Origin of the sequence: Thiobacillus denitrificans DSM 12475 (genome assembly GCF_000376425.1) — a bacterium.
Classification (GTDB): Bacteria; Pseudomonadota; Gammaproteobacteria; order Burkholderiales; family Thiobacillaceae; genus Thiobacillus; species Thiobacillus denitrificans.
Genome location: NZ_AQWL01000013.1, coordinates 38,499 through 51,225, shown reverse-complemented (window position 1 = coordinate 51,225; position 12,727 = coordinate 38,499). Strand labels below are relative to the sequence as shown.

At 65.2% G+C, this 12,727-nt stretch carries 13 protein-coding genes; 12 read left to right on the top strand and 1 reads right to left on the bottom strand.

Annotation, left to right across the window (positions count from 1 at the left end; translation table 11 throughout):
- Positions 1-149: 149 nt before the first annotated feature.
- Both B059_RS0115950 and B059_RS0115945 read left to right on the top strand, forming a co-directional pair.
- Positions 150-635 (top strand): BON domain-containing protein, encoded by a 486-nt coding sequence (locus B059_RS0115950; RefSeq protein WP_018079252.1) that lies wholly within the window; start codon positions 150-152, stop codon positions 633-635.
- Between the two features lie 74 nt (positions 636-709).
- The gene (locus tag B059_RS0115945) at positions 710-1,042 is read left to right on the top strand and encodes a hypothetical protein (protein ID WP_018079251.1); all 333 of its coding nucleotides are present in this window, start codon (positions 710-712) and stop codon (positions 1,040-1,042) included.
- 49 nt (positions 1,043-1,091) lie between these two features.
- On the opposite strand, the gene B059_RS0115940 is transcribed toward B059_RS0115945, so the two are convergent.
- Positions 1,092-2,249 (bottom strand): OmpP1/FadL family transporter, encoded by a 1,158-nt coding sequence (locus B059_RS0115940; RefSeq protein WP_018079250.1) that lies wholly within the window; start codon positions 2,247-2,249, stop codon positions 1,092-1,094.
- 315 nt (positions 2,250-2,564) lie between these two features.
- Between B059_RS0115940 and B059_RS0115935 the strand changes: the two genes are divergently transcribed.
- The 10 genes from B059_RS0115935 (at position 2,565) to B059_RS0115890 (ending at position 12,693) form a co-directional block, all read left to right on the top strand.
- Positions 2,565-2,969 (top strand): hypothetical protein, encoded by a 405-nt coding sequence (locus B059_RS0115935; RefSeq protein ID WP_018079249.1) that lies wholly within the window; start codon positions 2,565-2,567, stop codon positions 2,967-2,969.
- 90 nt (positions 2,970-3,059) lie between these two features.
- Positions 3,060-3,635 (top strand): glycine zipper 2TM domain-containing protein, encoded by a 576-nt coding sequence (locus tag B059_RS0115930; protein ID WP_018079248.1) that lies wholly within the window; start codon positions 3,060-3,062, stop codon positions 3,633-3,635.
- A gap of 80 nt (positions 3,636-3,715) precedes the next feature.
- Positions 3,716-4,795, top strand: a complete 1,080-nt coding sequence (gene hemE / locus B059_RS0115925; protein ID WP_018079247.1) for a uroporphyrinogen decarboxylase — start codon at positions 3,716-3,718, stop codon at positions 4,793-4,795.
- A 65-nt stretch (positions 4,796-4,860) separates the two neighbouring features.
- Positions 4,861-5,709, top strand: a complete 849-nt coding sequence (locus tag B059_RS0115920) for a Tim44 domain-containing protein (protein WP_026177594.1) — start codon at positions 4,861-4,863, stop codon at positions 5,707-5,709.
- A 337-nt stretch (positions 5,710-6,046) separates the two neighbouring features.
- On the top strand, positions 6,047-8,230 hold the full coding sequence (locus B059_RS0115915) for a primosomal protein N' (RefSeq protein ID WP_018079245.1): 2,184 nt from the start codon (positions 6,047-6,049) through the stop codon (positions 8,228-8,230).
- Positions 8,231-8,314: 84 nt separating this feature from the next.
- Complete coding sequence (gene argS, locus B059_RS0115910) at positions 8,315-9,988, top strand: arginine--tRNA ligase (RefSeq protein ID WP_018079244.1); 1,674 nt, start codon at positions 8,315-8,317, stop codon at positions 9,986-9,988.
- A 2-nt stretch (positions 9,989-9,990) separates the two neighbouring features.
- Positions 9,991-10,542 (top strand): SPOR domain-containing protein, encoded by a 552-nt coding sequence (locus B059_RS0115905; RefSeq protein ID WP_018079243.1) that lies wholly within the window; start codon positions 9,991-9,993, stop codon positions 10,540-10,542.
- Entirely contained in the window at positions 10,542-11,192 is a 651-nt protein-coding gene (locus tag B059_RS0115900) for a thiol:disulfide interchange protein DsbA/DsbL (RefSeq protein ID WP_018079242.1), read from the top strand. Before B059_RS0115905 ends, B059_RS0115900 begins: the two co-directional genes overlap by 1 nt.
- A 66-nt stretch (positions 11,193-11,258) precedes the next feature.
- Positions 11,259-12,011 (top strand): SDR family oxidoreductase, encoded by a 753-nt coding sequence (locus tag B059_RS0115895; RefSeq protein ID WP_018079241.1) that lies wholly within the window; start codon positions 11,259-11,261, stop codon positions 12,009-12,011.
- A gap of 49 nt (positions 12,012-12,060) precedes the next feature.
- Complete coding sequence (locus B059_RS0115890; protein ID WP_026177593.1) at positions 12,061-12,693, top strand: LuxR C-terminal-related transcriptional regulator; 633 nt, start codon at positions 12,061-12,063, stop codon at positions 12,691-12,693.
- Positions 12,694-12,727 lie beyond the last annotated feature (34 nt).

Genomic DNA, 12,727 nt, shown 5'->3' with positions numbered 1-12,727 from the left:
CCCGCCTTCTCCCGGACAGCCCGTTCGCCCGTTCCAGCATGGATTTCTATCCGTATGATTTCATTGATTAAAATTCGGCTGGCACGGTTGTCGCTGGATAGCGGTTCGAGTGCACCTGCATTCAGATCGACTCTTTACAGGAGATAGACATGAAATCCTTTGATCCGCGCTTCCTTGATTTCACCCTTGCCGGCGTGCTGAGCGTCTGCGTCGCAGCACCGGCCCTGGCCGCTCCCGCAGCGTCCGATTTCAAGGCGTATGACAGCAATGGCGACGGCACCGTCAGCCTGGAAGAATTCCAGGCGCAAGGCGGTCAGGAACAGGCTTTTCGCGCAGGCGACGCCAACCGCGACAACCGCCTGAGCAGCGACGAATTCACCCTCGCCAATGCCAACAATGACCGCAACAAGGCCGGCAAATATGTCGACGACGCCTGGATCACCGCCAAGGTCAAGGCGCTGCTGCTGAAGGACGAAGGCGTGAAGGGTCTGGACGTCAACGTGGAAACCAGCAAGGGCACGGTCCAGCTGTCCGGCTGGGTGAAAGACGAATCGCAGATTGCCCAGGCCGAAAAAATCACGCGCAGTGTCGAGGGCGTGAAAGGCATCAAGAACGACCTGCAGGTCAAGCGTTGACCGACGACTGCGGGATCAGGCCGGCGGCGGGGTACGCCCGCCGCCGCTTATCCGATAGAACCAGGAGAACCGACATGCGCACGACCATGCAACACCTCAACGACGAACACATGCAGCTATATGAATGGAACGGGGCCGGGATCACCTCCGCCATCCCGCCAAGATCCAAACGCACCCATCCCTGGCATGCCTCTTATAGCGTGCTGGCGCTACTGACCAGCCTGCTGATCCTGAACGGCTGCGACAACACCGACACGGCCGAACGGGCGGGCGAGCAGGTCGACCAGGCCGCACAGACGCTCAGGGAAGAGCCGCAGCCGCAGATTAACGAGGCCCCGGCGCCGGCGGAAGAAAGCGGGCGCCCGCTGGACGATGCCGGGGGGCAGACCGGCATAAAAACCGAGTAGCGCGGCAAACACGCCGGCTACCCGGCCTGTTTGCCGCTCGACTCGTCGATCAGAATGTGTAGCTGTACATCAGTTGCCAGTTCAGCTGGCTGTGCTCGGTGGTCACGCCGCCGTTGCCGAAAGGCGGCGTGACCACGTTCGTCCCCGTCACCGAAACCTCCGGCACATAGCTGAGAGCGAAGTTGAACTCGGACTGCGAGCCGATGGCGTAGCCGAAGCCGACGGTGTAGTGGTCCTCGACGATCGCCGGCCACAGGTAGCTCACGTGCTGATCGGGGATGGGGTTCTTGCCATGGTTGTAGCCCACGCGGCCGGTGAATGCGTCGGTGAACTTGTAGGACAGGCCCAGCGACACCGCGATCTGGTCGTCCCAGTTCTGCGTGAACGGCGCCGTTCCAGCCCCCCCCGGATAATGGATGGTCACAGTATTCATGCTGTCGCCCCACAGCACGTCCTTGACGTCGGCCGCGACCATCAGCCGGTCGTTCGCCTGCCAACTCACGCCGAGACCGACTATCGCCGGCATGTCGAAGCCTTCGACCCGGTAGCCGTCGCCCTTGAGATCGGGCAGGTTGCCGGCGGTCTGGTAGACGCCGCCGACGGTCAGCGCGCCGCTGAGCTTGTAGGTGAAGCCGAGTTTGGCCGCGACGCTGTAGCCCTTCGCCGCGCCGCTGAAGTCGCTGTCGTCCTTGAAGTCGATGCCGAAATTCGTGACCACCATGTCCATCCCGGCCCACACGACGTCGACGCTGCCGCCGATGTTGAAGCGGTCGTTGACGGCATAGGCCAGCGGGAAAATCACGCGGCCGACACCCACCTGCGCCATGTCGCCACCGGCGTACTCGGTGCCCATGCCACCCTGGCCGTAGATACCGGCACCCCAGGTCAGCTTGTCCTGCTTCTTCACATAGCCGATCGCCGGCATGTAGAAGGCGTCGGCGCTGGATTTGCCCACGCCCGGGGTTGCGACGTCGGGACCGACGAAACCCACCATCACGTCGAGGCGGCTGCCTTCGGCCATCATCGCCAGCGTCGCGGGGTTGTTGGCCATCGCTGCGGTGCCGTTGTCATAGGCCATGGACGCGCCGCCCATGCCTGCAGCGATGGGGCCGTAGCCTTCCATGAGCATGCCGTTGGTAGCCATGGCCAAGCCGGGCACAACCGTGCCCAGCGCGGCAAGCGTGGCCGCGAGTTTATTCAGTTGCATCGGGGTTCTCCTGGGGATTCTGCTTGTTAATTTTTAGAAAAGTCGAAAATTCTAACTTAATTACATATTCGGCCGCAGTGCGGCCGGTCGATTTTCATGCGTGGAACGGGGACGGGTAAAGCCAGACGCGAAGATCGCCCTGTACGGCAGGGTATATCGGCACGATGCCGCAAAACATGACCCCTCCCTGCGTTACATTGCGTTACACCCCGTTACCAGCCCCAAACATCCCGCTTACACGGCCTCCTTACAGTGCAGTTGTCCGCTGACGAAACACCCCGGCAGCGGCATCACTCAACCAAAAGGAGTCGCACCATGAAAAACACCCTGATGACAACCGCCCTCGGCATTCTGGCACTGGGCCTGACGGCAACCGGCGCGCAGGCCGGCTGGACGCACGGCGGCGACGGACACAGGCAGGCCCATCAGCAAACCCGGGCATACAGCCAACAGATCGATGCACGCCAGGCACAGCAGATGGAACGCATCCAGAGCGGCATGCATGGCAGGCATCTGAGCCGCACTGAATTCCGCGAACTGATGGGCGAACAGCACAGAATCCGTGCCATGGAACAGCGTTTCCGTGCAGATGGCATGATCGATGCGCGTGAATTCAAGCGTCTGAACCATGCCCTGGACCTTGCCAGCCACAACATCAAGGCTGAAAAACATGACCGCCAGGCGCGTTATGCCCACGGCCATCCGTCCCGCTTCAATTAGGGCCGGCACGGCGCGCGGGTTGGCGCCTGCCGCTACAGCACAACCGCGTTTCGCCGTTAAACCTCAATCGCGACAAGCAAGGAGCATCCCATGAAGGCATCCGTCACTCTGGCCCTGGCCGCACTGGTGGCCGCCGGCCCGGCGCTGGCCAACCCGCCCGGCCATGCGCCCGCGCACGGCTATTACAAAAAGCACTACGATCACGACCATGACCGCAAGCATCATAAAAAAGCCCGGCATTACCAGGGCAAAAGCGGGGTGGCGTATGCCCACGATTACGGCATTTCGTCAGGCCGCTGCAACCGCGATGAGATCGGGGCAGTGATCGGCGGGGTCACCGGCGCCGTCATCGGCAGCCAGGTGGCCGGCCGCGACGATCGCGTAGTCGGCATGGTGGTCGGCGGCGTGCTCGGCGCGGTGCTGGGACACGCCGTCGGCGACAGCATGGACGAGCGCGACCGCGCCTGCATGGGCCACGCGCTGGAACTCGGTCGCCCGGGCGTCCCGGTGGCATGGCACCGCGATGGCCACGACTACCGCTTCACGCCGCGCGGCGACGCACGCGACGGCTGCCGCTACGCCACACTTGCCGTCAACGGCCGCGCGCCGCACGACGTGCTGGCGTGCCCGTCCGGGCGCGGCGAATGGCACTTCCGCCGCAGCTGACCGCCCGCGTCTCAAGGCCGGGATGCCAAGCCTGCTAGAATGCCGGCTTTGCATCCCGGCCCTATTTTGTGGCTACTGCCATGCCCGCTCTCAAAAACGAAACTTTTCTGCGCGCGCTGCAGCGCCTGCCCACCGACCACACCCCGCTCTGGCTGATGCGCCAGGCCGGGCGCTATCTGCCGGAATACAACGCCACCCGCGCGCGCGCCGGCGATTTCCTGACCCTGTGCAAGACGCCCGACCTGGCAACCGAGGTGACGCTGCAGCCGCTGGCGCGCTATCCGCTCGACGCCGCGATTCTGTTTTCCGACATCCTCACCGTGCCCGACGCCATGGGCCTCGGCCTGTACTTCGCGCAGGGCGAGGGCCCGCGCTTCGAGCGCCCGTTGCGCGACGAGTGGGAGATCCGCGACCTCTCCGCCCCCGATCCGACCGACAAGCTCGGCTACGTGATGGACGCGGTCAGAAGCATCCGCCGCGCGCTCGACGGCTCGGTGCCGCTGATCGGCTTTTCCGGCAGCCCCTACACGCTGGCCTGCTACATGGTCGAAGGCGGCAGCTCGGACGACTACCGCCACATCAAGACCATGCTGTACAGCCGCCCCGACCTGCTGCACCGCATCCTGGAAGTGAACACCCGGGCGGTGATCGACTACCTCAACGCGCAGATCGAAGCCGGCGCCCAGGCGGTGATGATTTTCGATTCCTGGGGCGGCAGCCTCACCCCCCACGCCTACAAGGAATTCTCGCTCGACTACATGGAGCGCATCGTCGCCGCCCTGATCAAGGAACGCGAAGGCCGCCGCGTCCCCAGCATCATCTTCACCAAGGGCGGCGGCAACTGGCTGGAAGCCATGGCCGGCATCGGTGCCGATGCGGTGGGGCTGGACTGGACCGTCGACATCGGCGAGGCACGCCGCCGGGTCGGCGACAAGGTGGCGCTGCAGGGCAACCTCGACCCCTGCGCCCTGCACGGCACACCCGACAGCATCCGCGCCGAGGCCCATCGCATCGTCGACAGCTACGGCAACCACCCCGGCCACGTGTTCAACCTCGGCCACGGCATTTCACAGTTCACCAACCCGGACAACGTCAGTGTGCTGGTCGAGGCCGTGCACAGCCGCAGCCGCGCCGTCCGCGCCGCGCCCGCTTCTGCATAGCGCCGGAGCGAACTTTTTCACCCTGCAGCGCCTTAATTCCAGCTTTACCTTTATCGGGACCTACCATGAAACGCATCTTGATCAGCCTGTTTGCTCTTTTCATCAGCTTCGGCTTCGTCGTGCACGACGCCGAAGCCCGGCGCATGGGCGGCGGCAAATCCTTCGGCATGCAGCGCACTGCCCCGGCCAAACAGAATGTCGCGCCCGCGCCACAGCGCCAGCAGCCCGGTGCTGCACCGACGGCCGCACCGAAGAAAAATTCCTGGATGGGCCCCATTGCCGGCCTCGCCGCAGGTTTGGGCTTGGCCGCGCTGTTCTCGCACCTGGGAATGGGTGAAGAAATGGCCAATTTCCTGATGCTGGCACTGCTGGCACTGGCCGCTTTCATGCTGTTCCGCTTCTTCATGCGCCGCAATGCGCCGGCCCGCGCACCCGCGATGCAGTACGCCGGCATGCCGGCCGGCGCGACGAATCCTGGTGCGGCCGCGGCATTCGACGCCAGCCCCGCCGCGCTGAGCGGCAGCGCAGCCGCGCATTCCTTCCCGCCCGGATTCGACGCCGACGCCTTCGCGCGCGAAGCCAAGCTCAACTTCATTCGCCTGCAAGCCGCCTTCGACGCCGGCAACCTGGATGACCTGCGCGCTTTCACCTCGCCTGAAATATTTGCCGAACTGTCGATGCAGCTGGCCGAGCGCGGCGACGCCGCGCAAACGACCGACGTGATGACACTCAATGCCGAGGTGCTGGAAGCCGTCGACGAAAACAACCGCCATCTTGTCAGCGTGCGCTTCACCGGCCTCATTCGCGAATCCGCCGACCAGGGCGCCATGCCGCTCGACGAAGTCTGGCACCTCAGCAAACCCGCCAGCGGTCAGGGCGGCTGGGTGATTGCCGGCATTCAGCAACAAAATTAGAGTAAACAAGGCCTTGCGCATCAGCACGGTGCGCAAGGGGCGACTTTTAGCTAAAAGCAGTATTACTTATGCACAGTTTTGGCGTTGACGAGATTTTTTTGCGTTAAACGCTTGACAGCCAAGCCTCGTTTGTAAGTCCATGAAAATTAAAAACTTACCGAATTGCCTACTTTTTAGCCGGCGACGCCGACCCGCCTGAATACGGGCGTTTGGGAGCGATTGACACGAATCACCCACACAATTATCCACAGCCTGCGTGGAAAATATCAAATACGTCTTTTATAACAGCTACCTAGTTGATTTTTACGAACACTCAACCAAGATTCGCCACTAACTGATGCTGTCCATCCTTCAGGTCGCGCTCGATACGCCGCTCCACCGGTTGTTCGATTACCGCCTGCCGGACGGTCTTGCTGCGGTGCCGCCAGGCAGCCTGGTCGAAGTCCCGTTCGGCCGCACCCGCCAGGTCGGCGTCGCGCTAGGCACGGCCGCAGACAGCGCCGTCGAGGCCGGCAAGCTGCGCCATCTGATCCGCGTGCTGGACGATCGCCCCGCGCTGTCTCCCGACATCCTCCGCCTGGCGCAGTTTTGCGCCGATTATTACCACTACCCGCTGGGCGCGATCCTGCTGGCCACGCTGCCGCCGCGCCTGCGCAACGCCACGCCGTTCGTTGCCGGAACCCCCTGGCTGCTGCTGACCGAAGCCGGGCGGGCGGCGCAACCCGCCGCACGCGCCAGGGCACAACGCGCGCTGCTCGACGCCTTGCGCGCGGCGCCGCAGACGCGCGACCGCTTGCGTGCGCAGAAGCAGGGCCGCCACGCGGCCGCGCTGGTCGCCGCCGGCTGGGCCGCATGGGCGCGGCTGCCGCCGCAGGCGACGGGCAGCGCGGCGGACGATCCGCTGCTGCGCAGCGACCCTTCCCCGGCACCTGCCGCGACCGCCGAGCAGCAGGCAGCGCTCGACCGCCTACTGCCTGCGCTCGCGCAGTTCGGCGTGCACCTGGTCCACGGTGTCACCGGCAGCGGTAAGACCGAGCTGTATATGCGCCTGATCGACGCGGTACTGGCGGCGAATAAACAGGCATTGGTGCTGATTCCCGAAATTGCCCTCACCCCGCAACTGGAGCGGCATTTCCGCCGCCGCTTTCCCGGACGCCCTATCGCCGCCCTGCACAGCGGCCTCGGCGAAACCGCGCGCACCGAAAACTGGCTCGCCGCGCCCGGCTGCGATCTGCTGCTCGGCACCCGGCTGTCGGTATTCGCGCCCTTGCCACGGCTGGGGCTGATCGTAGTGGACGAGGAGCACGACGGCTCGTTCAAACAGCAGGATGGACTGCGCTATTCGGCGCGCGACGTCGCCATCGCGCGCGGCAAGCAGGCCGATGTCCCCGTGGTGCTCGGCTCGGCCACGCCGTCGCTGGAAAGCTACGCCCAGGCCCTGAATGGGCGCTATCAACTAATCGAACTGAAGCAGCGCGCCATCAGCCAGGCCCGGCTGCCGGACATCGAGCTGGTCGACCTGAAACACATCCCGCTCGACAACGGCCTCACCCGCCCCGCCTTGCAGGCGCTGGCCGACACGCTGGCGCGCGGCGAGCAGAGCCTGGTCTTCCTCAACCGGCGCGGCTACGCGCCGGCGCTATACTGCCCGAGCTGCGCCTGGGTGTCGCCCTGCCCGCGCTGCTCGGCACGGCTGGTGCTGCACCGTACTGCGCACCGCCTGAAGTGCCACCACTGCGGATTCGAGACGCGCATCCCGGCCGAGTGTCCAGGCTGCGGCAATCCTGATCTCAAGCCGCTCGGCCAAGGCACCCAGCGGCTGGAGGAAACGCTCGCCGCCCTGCTGCCCGCCGCGCGCATCCGCCGCATCGACCGTGACACCATGCGGCCGCGCGCCTGGACAGCGCTCGGCGAATCGGTGCGGGCACGCGAGGTCGACATTCTGGTCGGCACGCAGATGCTGGCGAAGGGCCACGACTTTCCCGACATGACGCTGGCGCTGATCCTCGACACCGACGGTGCGCTCTATAGCCCCGACTTCCGCGCCACCGAACGCCTGTTCGCCCAGCTGATGCAGGTGGCGGGACGTGCCGGGCGCGCCGACAAGCCCGGCCGCGTGCTGATCCAGACCGCCTTCCCGGACCATCCGCTGTTCCGCTACCTGCAGCGCCACGACTATCCCGGCTATGCGCGCGAACTGCTGGCCGAGCGCCGCCAACTCGAACTGCCGCCCGTCACCCGACAAGTACTGTTGCGCGCCGAGGCCACCGCCATGGACACGGCGCTGGCCTTCCTGCAGCGCGCCGCGACGCTGGCGCCCGAAAGCGCCGGCGTCAGCGTGTTCAGCGCCATCCCGGCGCCGATGGCGCGCGTGGCCAACCTGGAACGTGCGCAGCTGCTGGTGCAGTCGGCCTCGCGTCAGGCACTGCAGGCCTTCGTACGCGACTGGCGGCCTCGACTCGACGACATCCGGCCACGCGTGGCGCGCTGGTCGCTCGATATCGATCCCCTGGTGTTTTGATGCCTCGCGCGCGGCGCTTATAATCGCCGACTACCCATTTCCGAACACTGAGGATGCGCGGCTTGCTCCCTCCTCTTTGTAATCATGTCCGACACCCATCCGCTTAAAGAACAGATCGCCCTGCTGATCGGCGAAGCCCTCGAAACGGTGGCGCCCGACGCCGCGGTCAGCCTCGAGATCGAACGTCCGAAAAACCCCGCCCACGGCGATTTTTCCAGCAACGCGGCGATGCAGCTGGCGCGTCCGCTGAAGAAGAACCCGCGCGAACTGGCGCAGCTGCTCCTCACCGAACTGCCGAAATCGCCACTGATCGCCAGGGCGGAAATCGCCGGCGCTGGCTTCATCAACTTCCATCTCGCGCCCGCCGCCTGGCACGGCCTCGTGCCGCAGATCCGTGCGGCCGGCGCGCAATTCGGCCGCGGCGATGCGGGTATCGGTCACAGGATGCTGGTCGAGTTCGTTTCCGCCAACCCGACCGGTCCGCTGCACGTCGGCCATGGCCGCCAGGGCGCGCTCGGTGACGCCATCTGCAACCTGTACGCGGCGCAGGGCTGGGACGTGCATCGCGAGTTCTACTACAACGACGCCGGGGTGCAGATCGCCACGCTCGCCAACAGCGTGCAGGCGCGGGCGAAGGGCCTGAAGCCGGGTGACGCCGAATGGCTGGAAGCGGCCTACAACGGTGACTACATCGCCGACATCGCGGCCGACTTCCTGGCCGGAAAGACGGTGAAGTCGGACGACCGCACATTCACCGCGTCGGGCGACGCCGACGACCTCGACTCGATCCGTCAGTTCGCCGTCGCCTACCTGCGCCACGAGCAGGACCTCGACCTCAAGGCCTTCGCGGTGCGCTTCGACCACTACTACCTGGAATCGAGCCTGTATATCGACGGCCGCGTCGAAGCGACGGTGGGCAAGCTCGTCGACGCCGGCAAGACCTACGAGCAGGACGGCGCGCTGTGGCTCAGAACCACCGACTACGGCGACGACAAGGACCGCGTGATGAAGAAGTCCGACGGCACCTACACCTATTTCGTGCCCGACGTCGCCTATCACATCGCCAAGTGGGAGCGCGGTTTCGAGCGCGCGATCAATATCCAGGGCACCGACCACCACGGCACCATCGCGCGGGTGCGCGCCGGCCTGCAGGCAGCCAACGTCGGCATCCCCGAAGGCTATCCGGACTATCTGCTGCACACCATGGTGCGCGTCATGCGCGGCGGCGAGGAAGTGAAGATCTCCAAGCGCGCCGGCAGCTACGTCACCCTGCGCGACCTCATCGAATGGACCAGCAAGGACGCGGTGCGCTTCTTCCTGCTGTCGCGCAAGGCCGACACCGAATATGTGTTCGACGTCGATCTCGCGCTCGCCAGGAACAACGACAACCCGGTGTACTACGTGCAGTATGCCCATGCCCGGATTTGCCGGGTGTTCGAAGAATGGGGCGGGCAGGCCGCCGCGCTCGACAGCGCCGACCTCGCGCCGCTGACCGCGTCGCATGAACTCGTGCTGCTGCAGCGCCTGGCCGAATACCCGGAAGTCGTCGCCACCGCCGCACGCGAACTGGCGCCGCACCTGCTGGTGCATTACCTGCAAACGCTGGCGGGCGATTTCCACGCCTGGTACAACGCCGAGAAATTCCTGGTCGACGAGGTGACGACGAAACTCGCCCGCCTCGCGCTGGCCGACGCCACCCGCATTGCGATCGTCAACGGCCTGGCCTTGCTCGGCGTATCCGCCCCGGAGAAAATGTAAGTATGGCAAAACCCGCATCCCGCAAGTCCGGCCGCTCCGGCGGCAGTTCCATTTTCACCGGCGTGCTGATCGGCCTCATCGTCGGCGCGGTGCTTGCCGTGGGCGTGGCGCTGTGGATCACCGGCAACAACCCTTTCAGGTTCGCCGCGCCGGAATCGGCGCCGGCCAAGTCAACGCCCGCCGCGCCTGCCGTACCCGCCACGCCGGAGGCCGCGCCCAGCTTCGACTTCTACAAAGTGCTGCCCGGCGATGCGTCCCCCGGCCCACTGCCGCCCGCAGCGGATAGCGCAGCGGCCTCGCCCCTGTATTACCTGCAGGCCGGCGCGTTCCAGAACCCGGCCGATGCCGACAATCTGAAAGCGCAACTGGCCCTGCTCGGCATCGAAACCGCCATCCAGACCAGCGACCTCGGCGACAAGGGCGTATTCCACCGGGTGCGTGTCGGCCCCTTCCGGGCCATGGACGAAGTCAACCGCACCCGCAGCCTGCTGACGCAGAACAATATCCCGGCCACACTGGTCAAAGAAGTTCCCACCCCACAGGAGACGCCTTGATGTTCACCCGCGCATTGGCCATGCTGGCCGCCGCCGTATTGTCCTTGTCCGCTTTTGCCGCCCCGAATGCCGCTGTCGAAGGCCGCGATTACACCCGCTTGAGCAACGCGCAGCCGGTCACCACCGGCAACAAGGTCGAAGTGCTGGAGTTCTTCTGGTACCGCTGCCCGCACTGCTTCCAGCTGGAGCCCGGCCTCACCGCCTGGCTGAAGACGCTGCCCAGGGATGCGCAGGTTCGCCGCGTGCCGGCGGTATTCCGGGACGACTGGATGCCCGGCGCCAAGCTCTACTACACGCTGGAGCAGATGAACCTTCTTGGCAAGCTGCACAACAAGGTGTTCGACGCCTACCATGTGGAAGAAATCAATCTCAACGACCCGGCGGTGCTGGGCGGCTGGATCGCCAAACAGGGCGTCGACCGCAAGAAATTCGAGGCGATCTACAACTCCTTCTCCACGCAATCCAAGGCTACGCAGGGCGCGCGGCTTGCTGCCACCTACGGCATCAACGGCGTGCCGGCTTTCATCATCGATGGCAAATACACCACCTCGCAGTCGATGGCCGGCAGCGAACCGCGCCTGTTCGAAGTGCTCGACCAGCTCATCGTCAAGGCGCGCGCCGAGCGCAGCGGCAAGAAAGCCGCCAGATAGCGCAGTGCCTGATGCGTGCGGCCGCCGCGGGTTTGAGCTAAACCCTTCGCCAGCGTGAGCTCCCCGTTGCGGGTTTTCATCACCGGCGCCAGTTCCGGCCTGGGCGCAGCGCTGGCCCGGCACTACGGTGCGTCAGGCGCGCAGCTGGGACTGGCCGGGCGCCGCCTGGCTGGCTTGCAGGACACCGCCGCCGGGCTGGACGCGCGGCTGTATCAGGCCGACGTCTGCGATGCCGCCACCATGCAGAACGCGGCCGGGACTTTCTTGAACGATATCGGCGTACCCGACATCGTGATTGCCGCAGCGGGCATCAGCATCGGCACCCTCACCGAGGAAGCTGCTGACGCGCCGGTGTTCCGTGCCGTGATGGACGCCAACGTGCTGGGGCTGGTGCACACCTTCCAGCCCTTCATCGCCGCCATGCAATCGAACGGCGGCGTGCTGTGCGCGATTTCTAGCGTGGCCGGGGTGCGCGGCCTGCCGGGCGGCGGCGCCTACTCGGCATCGAAAGCCGCCGCCACCGTCTACCTCGAAGCGCTGCGGCTGGAACTGAAAGCGCGCGGCATCGCCGTCGTCACCGTTGCGCCCGGCTACATCGACACCCCGATGACGCGCGTCAATTCCTATGCCATGCCGTTCAAGATGGACGCACGGACGGCGGCGGCCAGGGTGGCGCACTGCATTGCGCGGCGGCGTTCCTACACTGTCATTCCCTGGCAGATGGCGTGGGCTGCGCGCGCGATGAAATGGCTACCGAACCCGGTCTATGATTTAATATTCGAGAAAGCCCCGCGCAAGCCGCGCGGCTTGCCGACATAATGGCGAAGCGCCTGCCTGACGGCAGCCACACACCCTCCGCGGAACACCGATGCCAGCCCCTTTGAACATCATCCTCATCGACGACCACCCGCTCCTGCGTATGGGCGTGGCGGGCTATATCCAGCAGGAACCGGACCTGACCCTGACCGCGCAGCTGGCCAACGCCGCTGAACTGCGCGCTTGGCTGGCGGCAGGCAACCGGGCCGATGCCGCGCTGCTCGACCGGTCGCTGCCCGATGCGGACGGTCTGGATCTCGTCTCCGACCTGCGCGACCTCGGCATCAAGGTCATCATGCTCACCATTGCCGATTCCGACGAGGAAATCTCCGAAGCCATCTCGTCCGGCGTCGATGGCTACGTCATCAAATCCAGCGAACCCGACCAGGTGTTGGCAGCGCTTCGCAGCGTATGCGACGGCCAGAGCAGCTTCCCGCTCAACATCATGCAGAAGATGGCGCGCGGCGAACTCAATAACAGCGCGCTGTCCGCGCTGACCGCGCGCGAAATGGAAATCGTCGACCACGTGAAGGAAGGACTGTCGAACAAAGCCATCGCCTACAAGATGACCCTGTCCGAAAACACCGTGCGCAATCACCTGCGCAACATCATGGAAAAACTCGGCTTGCGCAACCGGGTCCAGGTCGCCACTCTGGCGCTGAAGGAAGACCACAAGCGGCACTGAGCCGCACCATTCGATTCCGCAGCACGGATGCGCC

Bases quoted from the DNA above. Each gene is read 5' to 3' on its own strand.
- B059_RS0115950 (WP_018079252.1), top strand. From the start codon at position 150: ATGAAATCCTTTGATCCGCGCTTCCTTGATTTCACCCTTGCCGGCGTG.
- B059_RS0115945 (WP_018079251.1), top strand. From the start codon at position 710: ATGCGCACGACCATGCAACACCTCAACGACGAACACATGCAGCTATAT.
- B059_RS0115940 (WP_018079250.1), bottom strand. From the start codon at position 2,249: ATGCAACTGAATAAACTCGCGGCCACGCTTGCCGCGCTGGGCACGGTT.
- B059_RS0115935 (WP_018079249.1), top strand. From the start codon at position 2,565: ATGAAAAACACCCTGATGACAACCGCCCTCGGCATTCTGGCACTGGGC.
- B059_RS0115930 (WP_018079248.1), top strand. From the start codon at position 3,060: ATGAAGGCATCCGTCACTCTGGCCCTGGCCGCACTGGTGGCCGCCGGC.
- hemE (WP_018079247.1), top strand. From the start codon at position 3,716: ATGCCCGCTCTCAAAAACGAAACTTTTCTGCGCGCGCTGCAGCGCCTG.
- B059_RS0115920 (WP_026177594.1), top strand. From the start codon at position 4,861: ATGAAACGCATCTTGATCAGCCTGTTTGCTCTTTTCATCAGCTTCGGC.
- B059_RS0115915 (WP_018079245.1), top strand. From the start codon at position 6,047: ATGCTGTCCATCCTTCAGGTCGCGCTCGATACGCCGCTCCACCGGTTG.
- argS (WP_018079244.1), top strand. From the start codon at position 8,315: ATGTCCGACACCCATCCGCTTAAAGAACAGATCGCCCTGCTGATCGGC.
- B059_RS0115905 (WP_018079243.1), top strand. From the start codon at position 9,991: ATGGCAAAACCCGCATCCCGCAAGTCCGGCCGCTCCGGCGGCAGTTCC.
- B059_RS0115900 (WP_018079242.1), top strand. From the start codon at position 10,542: ATGTTCACCCGCGCATTGGCCATGCTGGCCGCCGCCGTATTGTCCTTG.
- B059_RS0115890 (WP_026177593.1), top strand. From the start codon at position 12,061: ATGCCAGCCCCTTTGAACATCATCCTCATCGACGACCACCCGCTCCTG.